This window comes from Sphingomonas sp. Tas61C01 (genome assembly GCF_052567495.1).
The window spans coordinates 1,684,467-1,701,415 of the sequence record NZ_CP199583.1 but is presented as its reverse complement, the minus strand read 5'-3'; the positions used below and the strand labels follow the sequence as shown (position 1 = coordinate 1,701,415).

Sequence of the window (16,949 nt, the reverse complement as noted above, 5' to 3'; positions counted from 1 at the left end):
TTTTAGGCGGATCGTAGAGGAGCGCCGTCTTCCGTGGCGATCAGCCCGCGATCGGCCGTGGGCGGCCGGCGGGGTCGACGGCCACCATGACGAATTCGGCCGACGCGGCCTGGCGCCGTTCGCCCGACAACAGGCTTTCGGACCAGAGATCGACGCGGACGCGGACCGAGCTGCTGCCGGTCATCGTAACTCGCGCGACCACCTCGGTCATGTCGCCCTCGCGCACCGGCACCCGGAAGTCGATCCGGTCGGATGCCGCCATCACCATCACCGCGCGGGTCGCACGAGTCGCGGCGATGAAGGCGCCCTTACCGAGCATGCGCAGCGCATCGCCGCCGAACAGCGTGCCATAATGGTTGGTCTGCGGCGGAAAGACCATGTCCATCATCCGCAGCGGGGCGTCCGCCGGTTCGTCGGCCGCCGCCGCGGATGGCGGGGGCAAAGGCAGCCGCGTCGCTGCCCCCTTGACCGCGACCAGCGTGAACAAGCCGCGGGTGCAGAGGCGGCGTTCCCCGCTCAGCAGCGCTTCGGCGACGAGATCGACCTCGACGTCGCACGAACTGGTGCCGACGCGGACGATCCGCCCGCTCGCCTCGATCAGCTCGCCTTTCAGGGCGGGGGCGGCGAAGTCGATCCGTTCGCAGGACGCGGTGACGAACGGCGCCCGGCCATGCCGCGACGCGGTGAGGAACGCCACCTTGTCCATGTGCGCGAGCGCGACGCCGCCGAACAGCGTGCCGTGATGGTTGGTGTCGCCCGGGAAGATCATGTCGATCAGCCGGACGGTGCCGCCTCCGGCGGCGTCGATCGCCACGGTTCAGCGCCCGGTCGCGAGATCGGCGCGAAGCGTCCGGGCCGCGGCGACCATCGCCGCGATCGCGGGCTTCACCTCGTCCCATTGCCGCGTCTTCAGCCCGCAATCGGGATTCACCCAGAGCTGCTCGGGCCGAAGATGCCGCCCGGCAAGCCGCATCAGCGTCACCATCTCTTCCTCCGACGGCACCCGCGGCGCGTGGATGTCGTACACCCCCGGCCCGATCGCGCTCGGGTAGCGATAGCGGGCGAAGCCCTCCAGCAGCTCCATCTGCGATCGTGCGGTCTCGATCGAGATCACGTCGGTGTCCATCGCCGCGATCGACGGCAGGATGTCGTTGAACTCCGAATAGCACATATGGGTGTGGATCTGGGTCGCGTCGCCGACCCCTGCCGCCGACAGCCGGAAACAGTCGACCGCCCAGTCGAGGTATCGCTGCCAGTCGCGCCGGCGCAGCGGCAGGCCCTCGCGCAGCGCCGCCTCGTCGATCTGGATCGCCTGCGCACCCGCGGCTTCGAGATCGAGCACCTCGTCGCGGATCGCGAGCGCGATCTGCCGGCACGACGCCTCGCGCGGCTGATCGTCGCGGACGAACGACCAGTTCAGGATCGTGACCGGTCCGGTCAGCATCCCCTTCATCGGGCGGCGCGTCAGCCCCTGCGCATATCGCCACCAGTCGACCGTCATCGGCTGCGGCCGCGATACGTCGCCGTACAGGATCGGCGGTCGGACGCAGCGCGAGCCGTAGGACTGGACCCAGCCACCGACGGTGAAGGCGAAGCCCGACAGCTGCTCGCCGAAATACTGCACCATGTCGTTGCGTTCGAATTCGCCGTGGACGAGCACGTCCAGCCCGACCTGCTCCTGCCAGCGGATCGCGCGCTCGGTCTCCTCGCGCAGGAAGGCGTGATAGGTGGCATCGTCCAGATTGCCGCGATTATGCTCGGCGCGCGCGCGGCGAACCTCGGCGGTCTGCGGGAACGATCCGATCGTCGTGGTCGGGTAGGGCGGCAGATCGATGACCGTCGCTTGCGCAGTCCGGCGGACCTGGTGGTCGGACAGGCGATCGCGCATCGCCGGCGAGACCGCGGCGATCCGGGCCGCGACCGCCGCATCATGGATCAGCGGCGAGGTTCTGCGGGTCTCGACCGCGCGGGACGATGCCGCGATCTCCGCCGCGACGCTGGCGCGGCCGTCGTTCAGCGCCCGCTTCAGGATCGACAGCTCCTCGATCTTCTGGACCGCGAAGGCGAGCCACTGCGTCACCGCCGGATCGAGCTTCTTCTCCAGCAGGAGATCGACCGGGGTGTGGAGCAGCGAGCAGGACGGCGCGAGGATCACGTCGCGCGCGGCGGCGATCGGCGCCAGCCGGTCGAGCAGCGCGTCGAGATCGGCGCGCCAGACGTTGCGGCCGTCGATCACCCCCAGCGACAGCAGCAACGACGCCGGCGCGGCCTTCAGCACCGCGTCGAGCTGTTCGGGCGCGCGCACCAGATCGACGTGCAGCCCGTGGACGGGCAGCGCGGTCGCGAAGCCGAGATTGTTGCCGAGTCCGCCGAAATAGGTCGCGAGCATCAGTTTCACGCCGCACCGCGCGAGCTTCGCATAGCTGCGGGTCAGTGCCTTGCGCTGGCGATCGTCGAGGTCGAGCACCAGCACCGGCTCGTCGATCTGCACCCACTCGGCGCCGGCTTGCGCGAGGTGGCCGAGGATCGCGGCGTAGAGCCCCAGCACCTCGTCGAGGTAATCGAACGGATCGACGTCGCTGCCCTTGGCCAGGCTGAGCCACGTCACCGGGCCGAGCAGGACCGGCCGGGTCTCGAACCCTTGCGCCTTCGCCTCGCGATACTCGTCGACGACCTTCAGCCGGTTGAGCGCCAGCTTCCGCCCGGCGGCCAGTTCCGGGACCATGTAATGATAGTTGGTGTCGAACCACTTGGTCATCTCGCACGCGGTCACGCTGGCATGCGCGTGGCCGCATCCGTTATCGTCGTCGGTGGTGGTGCCGCGCGCCATCGCGAAATAGGTCGCCAGGTCGGCCTGTCCGTCCGCGGCGGCGTAGCGAGCAGGGATCGCGCCGAGCATGACGCTGGTGTCGAGAACATGGTCGTAGAGCGAGAAATCGTTCGACGGCAACCAGTCGGCGCCGAGCGAGCGTTGCCGCGCCCAGGCGGCGGTGCGCAGGCCGGCTGCGGCCTCCAGCAGATCGGCTTCCGACGAGGCGCCGGACCAATGAAGTTCGAGTGCGGATTTCAGTTCGCGGCGCGGGCCGATGCGCGGAAAGCCCAAGGTGGCGACGGTGACAGTCATTGTCTTCATACCCCGACGAAGGGCGAGGAAGACGGATGGTCACAGGCAGGGCGCGCGCCCGAAAAGGCCGGCCGCGCGTGTGCAAGCGGCCAGCCCGGGATCCCCGCCGGTGGACGTTATCGCGTCGAAGGCAGGTCTCCTGGCTCGCGGGTCGTCACGTCGGTCTGGCCTTCCCAGCAGCTCGCACCGCCAGTGACACTGATTGACCGCCGCTCGCCGCTTACAGTTGCGGGGGCAGCGCCGGCCTTGGACCTGGTTCCTGAAAGGAGGTCCGCACCGGCTTCCCGTCTTAGCTCCGGTGCGTTGGCACGACCGGAGAACCTCGACCCCGCCTGTGTCCCAGCTTCGCTCGACACCGTCAACAGTCATATAAAGAAATCTTTATATGACTGTTCGCTTGCGGCGGGGTGTACGAAGACTGCGGCTGCCCTGACCACTAGGCATAGGTGGACCGCGGCCGACACCGGCGTGCTCGATCGCTTTTGCGAGCCTCCCAACTTGGTTTCCAACAATTTCTATGCGCTTGCATATAGTTCGTGGAACCGAACCGACATGCACAGGTTCGACTCAGATCACCAATAAGGGGATCGAGTGTGACTGAAACCATCGATGCGTTGGATGCTCTCGCCGTACACGCAGAGCGCCGGGCAGGCCGCAGGGCGTTCTTCAAGGCGGCGGTCGGGGCGGCTGCGGTCGGCGCCGGCGCATTCGTGGTCAGCCAGGCCGCGCAGGCGCAGACGCTCACCGACGCCGATGTGCTGAATTTCGCGCTCAATCTCGAATATCTCGAGGCCAATTTCTACTGGTACGCGGTCTACGGCGTGCCGATCCCGGCGACCTCGATCACCGGCGTCGGTGCGGCCGTGCCGGCTACCGGCGGTCATGCGGTGCCCTTCAGCGATCCGATCGTTGCGCAGATGGCGCGCGAGATCGCCAATGACGAGCTTGCTCATGTCAATTTCCTGCGGACGGCGCTCGGCTCGGCGGCGGTGGCACAGCCGCGGCTCGACGTGTCGGTCTCGCCGACCAGCGCGTTCAGCGCCGCAGCGCGGGCCGCAGGCTTCATCGATGCGGCGGGGCAGTTCGATCCCTATGCGTCGGACCTGAACTTCCTCTACGGGGCCTTCCTGTTCGAGGATGTCGGGGTGACCGCCTACAAGGGCGCGTCGCCGCTGCTGACCAACCCGGCCTATATCGACGCCGCGGCGGGCATCCTGGCGGCGGAGGCGTATCACGCCAGCATGATCCGCACGACGATCGACCAGCTCGGCGGCAATCCGGGACTGAAGGCGAGCACGATCCGCGGCGATACCGAGCTGGTCTCGGCGGCCCGCGACAGCCTCGACGGCGCGACCGATCTCGATCAGGGGCTGGCCTATGTGACCTCCGGCGCGGGTCCGACGTCGAACATCGTGCCGACCGATACCAACGGCATCGCGTTCAGCCGCACCGCCGGGCAGGTCCTGAACATCGTCTATCTCGACAAGACCGCGGTCACGGCCGGCGGATTCTTCCCAGCTGGTGTCAACGGCACCATCCGCACCAGCACGAACAACGCCTGAGCCATCGGCGCAGAAGGGGATTTCCAATGATCGATCGCGAAACTCTGCTCGAGGTGTTCGACATCGCGGAGCGCAAGCGCACCGAGCGCCGGCGCTTCATCAAGATGGCCAGCACCGCCGTCGCCGCCAGCGCGGGCGCCGCCATGCTCTCCGCCTGTGGCGGGGATGACGACAAGAACGTGCCCATCGTCACGCCGACGCCTGCGCCGGTATCGACGCTGCCCGCGGGCGACGCGGATGTGCTGAACTTCGCCCTCAACCTCGAATATCTCGAGGCCAACTACTACACCTTCGCGGCGTTTGGCACCGGGCTGAATACGGCGCTTACGTCCGGCACCGGTAGTCAGGGCGCGGTGGTTGGCGGGCGCAAGGTGCCGTTCGCCGACGCGTCGGTTGCGGCCTATGCGCTCGAAATCGCGGCGGACGAGAATGCGCACGTGCAGTTCCTGCGTCAGACGCTCGGGTCGTCGGCGGTCGCACAGCCCGCGATCAACATCGACGGCGGGGCGAGTGGTGCGTTCACCGCCGCGGCGCGATCGGCGGGAGTGGTCGGCCCGACCGGCACCTTCGATCCCTATGCGTCGGACGAGACCTGGCTGCTCGGCGGCATGCTGCTGTCCGACGTCGGGGTGACCGCGTACAAAGGCTCGGCGTCGCTGATCTCGAACAAGATCATCCTCGAGGCGGCGGCGGGCATCCTCGCGGTTGAGGCGTATCATTCGGGGCTGCTGCGCACGCTGCTGTACCGCAAGGGATTGGCGATGCCCAATCTGCGCACCAACACCGACCTGATCTCCAACGCGCGCGACGCGGTCGACAATCCGATCGACGACGATCAGGGCATCGGACCGGTGACGATCGACGGCGCAGACGCGTCGAACATCGTGCCGTCGGACAGCAACGGCATCGTCTTCGGGCGGAAGGCGGGCGACGTCCTCAACATCGCTTACCTGAACGCGGGTGCGGCGACCTCTGGCGGGTTCTTCCCGGCGGGTGTCAACGGCAACATCCGGGCGTCGACTGCGGGCTGACGATCGTAGCGGCCGGGGCGCGTCGATGGCGCGCCCCGCCGTCGTTGCAACCATCGCCATCTAGCCGGTTGCAAGCGGCGACGAGCAGGATCAGGCTGCGACGATGATCGATTTCGTCATGCTGCTGGCCTTGCTGCCGGCGACCGCCGCCCCCGCGCAGGAGGCCGTTCGCAAGCCGGCGATGGTGCCGGCCCCGCGCCCGATCCCGGCGCCTCCCATAGTCGCCGATCAGCGCCAGATGCTGACGTGGCAGCCGACCATCCTGCGCTGCGAGGGGCGGCCGATCACCGCGACGCCAATGCGCCGGCCGCTGAACGCCCTGGTGTGGTCGGGCTTCCAGACTAAGCCGGTCAGCTTCGCCTTCTCGATCGATGCGTCGGGGCGGACCCTCGGCATCAGGCGGCAGCGCGACAATGGCGCCGGGCTTGCCGAGGATCTCGGCCCCGCGCTCGCCGCGACGCGGTTTCCCGCCAAGGCGCCGCGGGGCGACTGCACGATCGTCTATGCGCCCCAGATGACGTCGATGGCGGAGACGCCGATTGCCGAGCTGATCAGCTATTCGCTGGCTCCCGAGATGGGCGCCTTGCCCTGGGCGGGGTGGGAGCGGATCGCCGGGACCGGCGACTGCCGCGACGAGCCGCGCCCCCAGGCACTACTGCAGGCGTATCCGGATTTCCGCACGCTGCCGGGGACGCCGGGCGCGAGGGACTGGTCGATGGTCCGCTACGATCTCGACGCGAAGGGCCGGCCGACGGCGGTCGGCACGCTGACCGGGACTGGCAATGCGGCGCTCGATGCGGCGGCGGTAACCGCGATCCGGGCATCGCGCTATACCAGCGGCGCGCGGACCGGCTGCCAATATCCTTATTGGCGCGCGCCGCTGGTCCTCGCGCCGCCGCCGATGCCGCCCGAAGCGGCGTTCCGGCCGACCTCCGCCACGTGTCCGGCGGGACGCGACTGGACCACGCCCCCGGTGCTGACCTTCCCCGAGGCGTATCGGCGGCGATCGATCGAGGGCTGGGCGATCGTGACCTACGACCTCGCGCCATGGGGTGAACCCGGCAACATCCACGCGGTCGCCGCCGAACCCTCGGCGGATTTCGGCACCCAGGCCGAGGCGGTGGTGCGCGGCGCGCGGCTGCCCGCGTCCGATCGCGGCGCCACCGGTTGCGTCGACCGGGTGATCTTCAAGATCGGTCCGCGCCCCGGTCCGCCGCCGCCACCACCCTTCTAGCGCTTCGCGGCGAAGGTGTAGGTCAGCGCGACGCCGCCCGAGAACTGGTCGCGCGATCCATAGGCGCGAACCAGCGGCGATCGGGCGGCGTCGGACACGAGGCGATCGTAGGAGGCATAGCTGTAGAAGCCCCAGACCGGAGTGATCTGGCGGATCAGCCCCGCGGTCGCGCCGACCGCCTGGATGCCGCCCGACGCCTTGAAGCGCGACAGCCCGGTCGCGGCGGCATCGGTGGGGCTGACGCCGAAATAGGCGCGGTTGTAGCGATCGTCGCTGATCGTCACCCGCGGGCCGATCGAGAACACCGACCGATCGTGATCGCGCACCACATAATCCATGCTGACATCGCTGACCCAGCCGCGATGGCCGCCAATCCCCTTGCGCAGCTCGGCGCGGCCGCGGATCGCGGGGGTGAACTGATATTGCACGAAGCCGCCCGCCTCGACGGTGAAGCCGACCTTGCGGACCGGCGCGCCGACGTCGCGCGCGGTGCGGCTGCCCTGGAAACCGAAGGCGGGGCCGAACGACGCGCCGCCGAGGCGGACCAGCGGCGAGCCGATGCTCTCGTCGGCGGCTTCGAACGCGAAATCCTCGCCCGCCTTCGCGCGCGATAGATCGAACAGCGGCGAGAAGCTGACGCCGTCCGCGCCGGGGTAGCTCGGCCCGATCTGCGGCCCGGCGGCGATGCGGGTGCGCTTGGCAGGCGCGTCCTGCGCGGTTGCTGCGGTGGAGAGAGTGGCGAGCGAGGCTGTCGCCGTCAGGATGGTGCGCATGATCATGAACGCGGCGTACTGCATTTCGCCGGGGAGGGGGAGCCGCCCCGCTTGCCTGGCGGAAAGTGGCTGCGCAGCGCGCTGGGCGGTGGCGTTCGCGGCAAGGCTTCGGTAGGCGGGGCAATGGGTGATCTGGATCGTCTCGTGCCCGCGGGCATCATCGAACAATGGGTGTTCCACCTGCGCCGCCAACGGTCGCGTGCGCAGGACGCGCTGTGGCTGATCGAACAGGGCTACACGATCCACGACGGCCGTGGCGGGGTCCCGACCGGCGACGCCACCGCGCGGTTCCGGCGCGAACACGAGACCGTGATCGAAGAAGTCAACGCGCTGCTGGCGCTGTACGACCGGATCAACCTGGGCGCCGAGACCGATGCGGAGATCGCGGCGATCTGAGGGCGCCAGCGCGTAGCCCTGCTTCTGGGTGCTCGGGAGCGCGGCGCCACGAACGCCACGCGCGATTACCCTGGGCTCCTGCGGCCGCAGGAGCACTGGACTCCTCACCGGCTCATGTTCGCGCTTTTACATGCGCCGGTCGGCTTCACGCGAAGGCGCGAAGGCGCAACGCTCTTCTCCGCGTCTCTGCGTGCACGATATTCGCGCTCCTGCGCACGCGGGAGCCCAGGGTCGCGAACGTGCCGCTCGATTACTCCGCGTTCCCGCGCACGCAGGAGCACGATGGCATCGCCTACTCCACGTTCTTCAGGTCGCGGTCCATTGCGGCGCCGTCGAAGGGCACGACGATGACCTTGCTGCCATGGCCGTCATTGCCCTTCTGGTCGTCCTTGGGCACGTCGATGACCGAGAAGCTGATCGCGATGACGTGGCCGTTCTCGATGATCACGCCGGCGCGTTCGAGCTTGTTCCAGTGGTTCTTCACGCCGTTGGTATAGCGGATGAAGTCGGCGCCGGGTTCGTAGGCAAGCCCCTGCACCTTCCAGCCGGTGATGCCGTTGCGCGAGATCAGGTGGAAGGCGCGGCGATCGCGCCAGTGGTTGACGATGACGTGGTACCAGCCGCCGCTGTGCCAGATCACCGGATCCTCATAGGTGTCGAGCCCGAGCTGGGGCAGCCCCGGCAGGTCGCGGTAGATGGTTTCGCCCATCACCTTGTACGGGCCGAGGATCCCGGCCTTGCTGATCAGGATCTGCCCCGATCGCTGGATGATCTCGTAGCCGCCGTCGGGGCGCGCCATGATGCTGACGTTGGAGCCGCGCCACGGTTTGGGCGGGCCGGGCTGCGCGATCTCGGCGGGCTGGAACACCGAGGTGAAGGCGCTCTGGTCGACGACGATGTCGCCGAGCTTGGTCCAGGGTCCGTCGATCGATGCGGCAGTGTAGACGTCGCCGTTGCGGGTTTCGCTGATCACCACCGCGTAGCGGCCGTCGTGCATCCGCAGCGCGGTGACGTTGTGGCCCTTGCCGCCCATGTCCTTGGGCCACATCAGGCCGCGATCGGTATAGGGGCCGTACAGCTTGTCGCTGGTCGCCTGCACCGCGAGCGAGGTCACCCACGCCGCGTGCCCGGTCGCCTGCGGCCAGCGGCTGGCGAACATCCGGTACTTGCCGTCCGCGCCCTTCAGGATCTGCCCGTCCCAATAGTTCCAGCGCTTCATCGTCACGTCTTCGAGGCCGTTGCCGGTGTCGCGCGGGCCGACCGTCGCGGCGCCCCAGACGGTAGTCGAGAGCGGCGCCCTCACGATCGGGGTGGGCTCGAAATAGGCGATGAACGGCTTGGGGCCGAGCACCGGCAGATCGGCGGCGGCGATCTTGTTCTGCGCGGTCGATATCGACGAAACCGAGGCGGCGAGCGGCAGCGCCACGAACGTCAGCAAGGCAGTCATCACTCGACGGGTCATGATCGATCCTCCTTCTCGCGGAACAGCGCCCGCTGTTGAGTGAAGGGTACCACCTCAACCCATCGTATGAAAGTCACGGGTGCAATTTATATTTCATAAGCAAAACTACAATGAGGCTAGCTGATCGTTCGCCTCGCGATTCCGTCTCTAGCCGCCGCCGCTATGTTCCCTTTATGTTCACACGCATGCGATTCGCGTGCGATCCACTGATCTTCAAGGCGTTGTGCGCGGTCGACGAGGCGTGCGCGCAGGCGCAGGTCGAGGTGGTGCGGCCGAGCTTCGCCCTGCGGTTCGCACTCGCCTATCTGTTCGTGCGCAGCGACGGCACGCGCTGGGTCTACGACGCGTTCTGGAAGGCGATCCAGGATGCCGACATCCGATCCAATGGCGGGTATCTGCGCGGGACCTCGGCGACGTCGGCGATGCAGGGCATCCTGCGCAGCGTCGGCGTGGTGCCGACCTTCGAGGCGTTGAAGGAGTTGGAAGAGGCGCGCCGGCGCAACAGCCCCGAGGCGATCGCGCGGCGGCGGCTGGCGCGCGCGGTGCGCGACGAACAGCGGCTGCGCGAGGAAGCCGACGAGGCGCGGCGGGCGCTGATGAGCGACGGGCTGGACTGACCGCCCGCCACGTTGACCGAAGGCGGATCAGCGCGAGGCGGCTTCGTCCAGCCGTTCGCGGATGATGTCGGCGACGCCCAGCACGGTCGCCCACGCGCTCACCATCCCGGCGGCTTCGCACCAGTCGGCGGCCGCGCGCAGATGGGCCAGGCATTCACGGGCAGAATCGTCGTCGGTCGGCATCAAACTACCCGCGGCTTGGTCGGCGATGCGCGTTATTACTCCGGTTATTGATAGTAGACCATATCGTATGACTACCTATCGAGCCGATCGGCTTGCGCCCAGTCGAGCCGCTCCTCCATCCCCGCCGCATCGTGTAGGCTAGACAGGAAGCGCTCCAGCCGGCGATGGCCCGACGAGGACAGGCGGATCGGCGCGGTGACCAGCGCCTTGCTGGCGCCGTCGTCCTCATATTCGATCAGTTCCTCGGCATTGAGCGCGCGGATCCAGCGCGACGCGTTGCCCAGGCTGATCCCGATCGAGGCGTGTAGATCGGCGGTGCTGAGGGTGCGTCCCTCCGCCTCGCTGACATAGGCCAGGACCATGATGTCCCAGGCGGGATCGCCGAAGAAATGCGCGCTGAACGCCTTTTCGCGCGCGCGGCGGCTGGCGAGGATGAACCGCGCGACGCGCAACAGGATCGACGGTTCGACCCAGTCCGACGGCGGCACCGCCTCGTCCGACAGGATCTCGCACGCGATCGGGCCACCCGGCTGCTCCATCGGGCGGAGCGAATTGGATACCCAGACATGGGTGCCGTCGGCGCGCAGCATGCGCTTCACGGTGGCGAGTGGAATGCGCTCGCCCATCACCCGCGCGAGCACCGAGACGCAGCGATCGCGATCCGCAGGCGCGGTGAGGTCGAGCGCGTTGCGCCCGATCAGCCGACCACGCGCCATCCGCATCGTCGCGCAGAAGGCGGCGTCGACCTCGAGGATCGTGCCCGATCCATCGACCACCAGTCGGCCCAGCTTCGCCATCGAAAATTCCCGCTCCTCATTCGCCGGACCCGCCACGATGGGCCGAAATGGCCCCGATATCAATCGACCTGCACACCGTCGGCGATACCGCAGGCAGGCGGCAATTCCGCTAACTTAGGTCAAGTTCGCTGACAAGCTTTATCGCGTTTACAGGCGCTTGGCAGTGGCCGTCATCCGTTGCGGCGGCTGTTGCGGGCGATCAGCGACTGGTTGAGGTGATCGAGGTTGAAGCGCTCCGCGAACTGCAACCCGACCTTGCCGTCGCGGGCCCACGCGATCCGCGCCGCGAACATCCGGTCTTCGAGTAGCTCGATGCGGACGTCGGCACCGATCGCGTCGGATCCGAGCACGACGCCGTCGATCATCGCACCGGTCGCGGAGATGTCGCGGATCCGGACGTCGCCATGATAGCTGCCGATCGCGATCCGCGCGGTGCGCAGCATCTTGGTACGCGGGCTGCGGCTGACCTTGTGGCCGCTGGCGACGACCGGGCGGGCGCCGCTCAATTGCCGCATCACCTCGTCGGCGCGGACGCCGCGGCCGTAGACATAGCCCTGAATGTGGCTGCACCCGAGCGAGCGGACCAGGTCGATCTCGTCCTGCACCTCGACCCCCTCGGCGGTGGTCTCCATCCCCAGCGTGTCGGCGAGGGTGACGATCGCCTTGATGATCGCGGCGTTGCGGTTGCCCGGCTGGGCGGCGCCGCGGACGAACGATTGGTCGATCTTGATCTTGTCGAACGGTGCGTTGCGCAGATAGCCGAGCGACGAATAGCCGGTGCCGAAATCGTCGAGCGCGAGGCGGACGCCGATCGTCTTCAGCGCCTTGAACATCTGGTCCGACGAATAGCTCTCGTCGAGGAACACGCCTTCGGTGATCTCCAGCTCGAGCCGGTCGGGCGCGAGCCCCGCGCTCGCGATCGCGCTGGTGACGAGCGCGGGTAGCGTCGGGTTGGCGAACTGGATCGGCGAGACGTTGACCGCGACGCGGATATGGTCCGGCCAGCGCCCCGCCTCCGCCGCCGCGGTCCGCATCACCCAGGTGCCGAGCGCCTCGATCAGCCCGCATTCCTCCGCGACCGGCACGAATTCGGCGGGCGACACCGCGCCGCGAGTGGGGTGGTCCCAGCGCAGCAGCGCCTCGTAGCCGACGATGCGGGTGTCGGCGGTGCTGACCACCGGCTGGTAGACCAGGTGGAACGCGCCTTCGCTGAGCGCGGTGCGGATGTCGTCCTCGAGCTGCTTGCGGCTCTGCGCGCCGGCGAGCATCTCGTCCGAATAGAAGCGGTGGACCCCGCGGCCGTCGCCCTTGGCGGCGTAGAGCGCGAGATCGGCGTTGCGGATCAGCTCCTCGGCCTGCTCGCCATGCTGCGGCGACAGCGCGATGCCGACCGAACAGCCGATCGAGATCGACGACCCGGCGATGAAATAGGGCTGCGACAGCGCCGCGATCAGCTCGCGCGCGAGCGCGCTCAGCGTCTCGCGACTGTCGGTGCCGGGCAGCAGCACCTGGAACTCGTCGCCGCCGATCCGCCCGACCAGCCCTGCCGCACCGACGCTGCGTTCGATCCGCTGCGCGACCTGCTTCAGCAGCGCATCGCCTGCCTGGTGGCCGAGCGTGTCGTTGACCGCCTTGAACCGATCGAGGTCCATCAGGAACAGCGCGGCCGGGCGCGCGGGGCCCGCCTGGTGCTGCAGCGTCTTGTCGAGCGACAGCCGCATTCGCTGGCGATTGGCGAGCCCGGTAAGCCCGTCGAACAGCGCCAGCCGGGTGATCTCCGCCTCCGACCGGCGGCGTTCGGTGAGATCGGTGCCCGATCCGATAAAGCCTTCGAACCGGCCGAGCTCGTCGATCACGGGGCGGCCGGAGATCGACCACCAGCGCTCCGCCGCCGGATCGTCCGCGGCGCAGACCGAATAATCGGAGAACGACGTGCGCGACGAAATGTGGAAGCCGAGCGTACGCTCGGTGCCCGGGGTCGCGCTGTCCATCCGGAACAGATCGGTCAGCAACCGCCCGATCGGCGCGCAGCCATGCGCGACCAGCTCGCGCGACACCTTGGCGCTGAGATAGGTGATGCGGCCGTTGCGGTCGGCCTCCCAGAACCAGCCGGTGCCCTGGCCCTCGAATTCCGCGACCATCTTGCTGGCGAGGCGACCTTCGTCGATCTCCTCCGCGCGGCGGCGGTCGCCATGCGCATCGAGCCGCGCCATCCGCACCGTCGAGACGACCAGGCACAGCACGAACAGGATCGCGACTCCGGTCGGCAGCAGCTCCGCGGTCTCGATCCCGACCGCGGCGGCGAGCCCCAGCCCCAGCCCGAGCGTCGCCGGACGGACGCTGTGCAGCGCCGCCGCGGTGATGCTCATCGCGCCCGCGACCGCGATGAACCCCGCCAGCCGCATCGCGCCCGCGGGCATCGCGGTGGCGATCCACAGCAGCGACAGCAGCGGCACCGCCACCCCGATCGACAGCAACAGCAGCGCGCGGTTGCGCAGGTGCGGCGCGAAGCGCTGCGCCATGCCGCGGCCCGCGGTGATCGCGATGCCGAGCGACATCGCCGCGAGGAGGAACGCGTCGATCCCGGCGCCGGTGGTCAGCCGCCGCTCGCCGAGCGCGATCGCGATGCACACCACCACGACCGATGCGAGCAGCTGCGCACCGACTGCGAACGGCCACATCGCCGCGACCTGGCGCAGGCGGATCCGGTGGATCGGGGAGGGGTGGGGCGCTTCGTCCGCCCACAGACCGAGCGCCACCGGCAGCCCTGGAAGGCCCGGCGAATCGGTCGACAGGAAAGCGCGGAGGTTCATGAACCGACGGGGTAACCCGACGGACCTTGCGATTTGCTTGCGAGGTTATGTTTAACGTGTGGATAAAACGGAACACGATCATAAGCCGGCGCGTGACCTTCCCGCTTGGAACGCCGGCGCCGCGCGATTATGCGCCGATGCCATGACCACGATCATCCGCGAAGCCGACCTGATCGAGAGCGTCGCCGACGCGCTCCAGTTCATCAGCTACTACCACCCGATGGACTACATCCGCGCGCTGGGCGTCGCCTACGAGGCGGAGCAGAGCCCGGCGGCGAAGGATGCGATCGCGCAGATCCTGACCAACAGCCGGATGTGCGCGGAGGGCCACCGCCCGATCTGCCAGGATACCGGGATCGTCACGGTGTTCGTGAAATGGGGCCAGGATTGCCGCTTCGCCGACGGCAGCCGGTCGCTGCAGGAGGTCGTCGACGAGGGCGTACGGCGCGCCTATCTCCACCCCGGGAACAAGCTGCGCGCCTCAATCCTCGCCGACCCCGCCTTCACCCGCCGCAATACGAAGGACAACACGCCGAGCGTGCTGAACGTCGAGCTGGTGCCCGGCAGCACGGTGTCGGTCGACGTCGCGGCGAAGGGCGGCGGGTCCGAGAACAAGTCCAAGTTCAAGATGATGAACCCGAGCGATTCGATCGTCGACTGGGTGCTGGAGATGATCCCGCAGATGGGCGCTGGCTGGTGCCCACCGGGCATGCTCGGGATCGGGATCGGCGGCACCGCGGAAAAATCGATGCTGCTCGCCAAGGAATCGCTGATGGGCGCGATCGACATGGCGCAGCTGAAGCAGCGCGGGCCGCGCACCGATATCGAGGCGTTGCGGATCGAGATCTACGACAAGGTCAACGCGCTCGGGATCGGCGCGCAGGGGCTCGGCGGGCTGTCGACGATCCTCGACGTCAAGATCGCCGACTGGCCGACGCATGCGGCGTCGAAGCCGGTGGCGATGATCCCCAACTGCGCCGCCACCCGCCACGCGCATTTCACGCTCGATGGATCGGGGCCGGTCTATCTGGAGCCGCCGAAATTGTCCGAATGGCCCGACGTGAACTGGACGCCGGACAAGGCGGCGATCCGCGTCGATCTCGACACGCTCACGCCCGCGGTCGTTCAGAGCTGGAAGCATGGCGACCGGCTGTTGCTGAACGGCAAGATGCTCACCGGGCGCGATGCCGCGCACAAGCGGATCGCGGACATGCTCGCAAAGGGCGAGGCACTGCCGGTCTCGTTCCGGGGCCGCGTGATCTATTATGTCGGCCCGGTCGATCCGGTCGGCGAGGAAGTCGTCGGCCCCGCCGGCCCGACCACCGCGACGCGGATGGACAAGTTCACGCGGATGATGCTCGACCAGGGCCTGCTCGCGATGGTCGGCAAGGCCGAGCGCGGCCCCGCCGCGACCCAGGCGATCGCCGAGGCGAAGAGCGCCTATCTGATGGCGGTCGGCGGCGCGGCCTATCTGGTGGCGCGCGCGATCAAGGGATCGAAGGTGGTCGGCTTCGAGGATCTCGGCATGGAGGCGATCTACGAATTCGAGGTCGCCGACTTCCCCGTCACCGTTGCGGTCGACAGCGCGGGCGAGAACGTCCACCAACTCGCGCCGCTGGTGTGGCGCGAGAAGATCGCGCGCGAAGGGCTGCTGGTCGGCGCGTGAGGTGGTGACTCGCCGTGTCCCGCGCAGCCCCGGATGCAGTGAAATGCTTTCGCCTTCGCGGGGCCTCTGCGAGCTCACAACATCCGAACTCATCTTCGTCACCCCGGACTTGATCCGGGGTCCCGCTAAGCCGCAGGAGCACAAGGCGTTAGGTTCGCTGCAAAGCGGGACCCCGGATCAAGTCCGGGGTGACGGCAAGGTTTGGCATAGCTGGTCGGCGTCGGTGGCGCTCGTGACGCTTGCCAGTCTGGATAGCCGCGTTCGCGAGGACGACGGGGGATAGCTTGGCGGATCGCGGTGATCCGCTGCCGATCATTGAAGTCTAGAAGCAGAAGCCGCGGGTCATGTCCGCGATAACGGTGACGGCGCCCCACCCCACAAATGAAAAGAGGTTGCCGGGCGTCTCCCGACGACCCGACAACCTCCTGACATGGTCAGCGGCCGGAGAGCTCCAGCCCGGAGGACCATGCGTACCGCTTGCCTACGACCATCCACGTTGACTGAGGGAGAATACCCTCCGCGGACGATCTGCGGCGTTTAGCGGTGCGTCCCCCGAACGAACCGAACCGAACTCACTGCTGAACCATGAGACATCGGATCACCTCCTTTCGCTTGTTGATAAACATGTGACCAACACTGGGCACGACCGCAATGTGAGTCACCCGGCGTTTAGATACAAGTCTTGTTTTCGGCTAATTTCTGGACGATCCTCGATGGCTTGCGCGGCTAGCGTTCCGCCCTCCCGCCTGCGGGGTGGAAGTAGGGATCAGCCCCGGCAATCCTCGGTCACGCGTTCGATCTCCGCCCAGGCCGGCAACACCAAAGGCGCCGCGCCCGCCTGTTCGATCACGAAGCGCCCACGGCTGAAGCCGATCGCGTCGAGCAGCGGATCGGTCGCCGCCAGCACGCTCTGCCCGCCCTGCATCGGCAGCGACCGCCGCATCGTGCTGGTGCGGATCGTCACCGTCGGCGAGATCGCGCCGGGCAAGACGAGCGCGATCCGCCGCGTCGCGGTCTCGCAGCGGAGCGATACGATCGGCGCGGTCGCCGAGGTGCCGAAGCTCGCGATGCTGCCGGTGGGCGTTTGCCGATAGCGCCAGTCGCCCGGCGTCTTCGGCCAGTCGCGCCAATCGGTGGCGAGCGGTGCGGGCGGCGGCGGCGCCACGACGGGCGGCGGCGCCGGGGCCGGCGGCGCCTCGCGAGGGGCGGGAACGCAGGCGGCGAGAACCATCAGCGGGGCGAGGGGAACGAGGTGGAGACGCATCGCCGGCGCTTATGGGCGCTGGCTCCG

General features: G+C 68.2%; 14 protein-coding genes and 1 riboswitch. Of the genes, 6 read left to right on the top strand and 8 right to left on the bottom strand.

Annotated elements, in window-relative coordinates; genetic code table 11:
• Positions 1-40 precede the first annotated feature (40 nt).
• Together ACT009_RS08025 and metE are read right to left on the bottom strand one after the other, a co-directional pair.
• On the bottom strand, positions 41-814 hold the full coding sequence (locus ACT009_RS08025) for an acyl-CoA thioesterase (RefSeq protein ID WP_445193811.1): 774 nt from the start codon (positions 812-814) through the stop codon (positions 41-43).
• Between the two features lie 3 nt (positions 815-817).
• Positions 818-3,124, bottom strand: a complete 2,307-nt coding sequence (gene metE, locus ACT009_RS08020; RefSeq protein WP_445194043.1) for a 5-methyltetrahydropteroyltriglutamate--homocysteine S-methyltransferase — start codon at positions 3,122-3,124, stop codon at positions 818-820.
• A gap of 112 nt (positions 3,125-3,236) precedes the next feature.
• Positions 3,237-3,464: riboswitch (cobalamin riboswitch) on the bottom strand.
• A gap of 253 nt (positions 3,465-3,717) precedes the next feature.
• On the opposite strand from metE, the gene ACT009_RS08015 reads away from it, so the two are divergent.
• The 3 genes from ACT009_RS08015 to ACT009_RS08005 all read left to right on the top strand — a co-directional run bounded on the left by ACT009_RS08015 (position 3,718) and on the right by ACT009_RS08005 (position 6,951).
• Positions 3,718-4,686 (top strand): ferritin-like domain-containing protein, encoded by a 969-nt coding sequence (locus tag ACT009_RS08015; RefSeq protein ID WP_445193810.1) that lies wholly within the window; start codon positions 3,718-3,720, stop codon positions 4,684-4,686.
• Positions 4,687-4,712: 26 nt separating this feature from the next.
• Entirely contained in the window at positions 4,713-5,717 is a 1,005-nt protein-coding gene (locus ACT009_RS08010) for a ferritin-like domain-containing protein (RefSeq protein WP_445193809.1), read from the top strand.
• A 103-nt stretch (positions 5,718-5,820) separates the two neighbouring features.
• Positions 5,821-6,951 (top strand): energy transducer TonB, encoded by a 1,131-nt coding sequence (locus tag ACT009_RS08005; protein ID WP_445193808.1) that lies wholly within the window; start codon positions 5,821-5,823, stop codon positions 6,949-6,951.
• Here ACT009_RS08005 and ACT009_RS08000 read toward each other — a convergent pair.
• On the bottom strand, positions 6,948-7,730 hold the full coding sequence (locus ACT009_RS08000) for a MipA/OmpV family protein (protein WP_445193807.1): 783 nt from the start codon (positions 7,728-7,730) through the stop codon (positions 6,948-6,950). The two genes, ACT009_RS08005 and ACT009_RS08000, sit on opposite strands and share 4 nt — an antisense overlap.
• 117 nt (positions 7,731-7,847) lie before the next feature.
• Between ACT009_RS08000 and ACT009_RS07995 the strand changes: the two genes are divergently transcribed.
• A complete protein-coding gene (locus ACT009_RS07995; protein ID WP_445193806.1) occupies positions 7,848-8,120 on the top strand; it encodes a hypothetical protein in 273 nt (90 codons plus the stop codon).
• Between the two features lie 292 nt (positions 8,121-8,412).
• Here the strand turns inward: ACT009_RS07995 and ACT009_RS07990 are convergent, their stop codons facing one another.
• Positions 8,413-9,582, bottom strand: coding sequence for a glycoside hydrolase family protein (locus ACT009_RS07990; RefSeq protein WP_445193805.1), 1,170 nt, complete (start codon positions 9,580-9,582; stop codon positions 8,413-8,415).
• Between the two features lie 185 nt (positions 9,583-9,767).
• On the opposite strand from ACT009_RS07990, the gene ACT009_RS07985 reads away from it, so the two are divergent.
• On the top strand, positions 9,768-10,199 hold the full coding sequence (locus tag ACT009_RS07985) for a hypothetical protein (RefSeq protein WP_445193804.1): 432 nt from the start codon (positions 9,768-9,770) through the stop codon (positions 10,197-10,199).
• Positions 10,200-10,226: 27 nt separating this feature from the next.
• On the opposite strand, the gene ACT009_RS07980 is transcribed toward ACT009_RS07985, so the two are convergent.
• The 3 genes from ACT009_RS07980 to ACT009_RS07970 form a co-directional block, all read right to left on the bottom strand.
• Positions 10,227-10,382, bottom strand: a complete 156-nt coding sequence (locus tag ACT009_RS07980; RefSeq protein ID WP_445193803.1) for a hypothetical protein — start codon at positions 10,380-10,382, stop codon at positions 10,227-10,229.
• A gap of 71 nt (positions 10,383-10,453) precedes the next feature.
• Positions 10,454-11,179 (bottom strand): PAS domain S-box protein, encoded by a 726-nt coding sequence (locus ACT009_RS07975; protein WP_445193802.1) that lies wholly within the window; start codon positions 11,177-11,179, stop codon positions 10,454-10,456.
• A 170-nt stretch (positions 11,180-11,349) separates the two neighbouring features.
• The gene (locus tag ACT009_RS07970) at positions 11,350-13,992 is read right to left on the bottom strand and encodes an EAL domain-containing protein (protein ID WP_445193801.1); all 2,643 of its coding nucleotides are present in this window, start codon (positions 13,990-13,992) and stop codon (positions 11,350-11,352) included.
• A 142-nt stretch (positions 13,993-14,134) separates the two neighbouring features.
• Here ACT009_RS07970 and ACT009_RS07965 point away from each other — a divergent pair, with 142 nt between their 5' ends.
• Positions 14,135-15,658, top strand: a complete 1,524-nt coding sequence (locus ACT009_RS07965; protein ID WP_445193800.1) for a fumarate hydratase — start codon at positions 14,135-14,137, stop codon at positions 15,656-15,658.
• Between the two features lie 766 nt (positions 15,659-16,424).
• Here the strand turns inward: ACT009_RS07965 and ACT009_RS07960 are convergent.
• Positions 16,425-16,922 (bottom strand): hypothetical protein, encoded by a 498-nt coding sequence (locus ACT009_RS07960; RefSeq protein ID WP_445193799.1) that lies wholly within the window; start codon positions 16,920-16,922, stop codon positions 16,425-16,427.
• Positions 16,923-16,949: the final 27 nt, after the last annotated feature.

Excerpts from the sequence above, each read along its gene's own strand:
- metE (WP_445194043.1), bottom strand. The coding sequence starts at position 3,124 with ATGACTGTCACCGTCGCCACCTTGGGCTTTCCGCGCATCGGCCCGCGC.
- ACT009_RS08010 (WP_445193809.1), top strand. The coding sequence starts at position 4,713 with ATGATCGATCGCGAAACTCTGCTCGAGGTGTTCGACATCGCGGAGCGC.
- ACT009_RS08005 (WP_445193808.1), top strand. The coding sequence starts at position 5,821 with ATGATCGATTTCGTCATGCTGCTGGCCTTGCTGCCGGCGACCGCCGCC.
- ACT009_RS08000 (WP_445193807.1), bottom strand. The coding sequence starts at position 7,730 with ATGATCATGCGCACCATCCTGACGGCGACAGCCTCGCTCGCCACTCTC.
- ACT009_RS07995 (WP_445193806.1), top strand. The coding sequence starts at position 7,848 with ATGGGTGATCTGGATCGTCTCGTGCCCGCGGGCATCATCGAACAATGG.
- ACT009_RS07990 (WP_445193805.1), bottom strand. The coding sequence starts at position 9,582 with ATGACCCGTCGAGTGATGACTGCCTTGCTGACGTTCGTGGCGCTGCCG.
- ACT009_RS07985 (WP_445193804.1), top strand. The coding sequence starts at position 9,768 with ATGCGATTCGCGTGCGATCCACTGATCTTCAAGGCGTTGTGCGCGGTC.
- ACT009_RS07980 (WP_445193803.1), bottom strand. The coding sequence starts at position 10,382 with ATGCCGACCGACGACGATTCTGCCCGTGAATGCCTGGCCCATCTGCGC.
- ACT009_RS07975 (WP_445193802.1), bottom strand. The coding sequence starts at position 11,179 with ATGGCGAAGCTGGGCCGACTGGTGGTCGATGGATCGGGCACGATCCTC.
- ACT009_RS07970 (WP_445193801.1), bottom strand. The coding sequence starts at position 13,992 with ATGAACCTCCGCGCTTTCCTGTCGACCGATTCGCCGGGCCTTCCAGGG.
- ACT009_RS07965 (WP_445193800.1), top strand. The coding sequence starts at position 14,135 with ATGACCACGATCATCCGCGAAGCCGACCTGATCGAGAGCGTCGCCGAC.
- ACT009_RS07960 (WP_445193799.1), bottom strand. The coding sequence starts at position 16,922 with ATGCGTCTCCACCTCGTTCCCCTCGCCCCGCTGATGGTTCTCGCCGCC.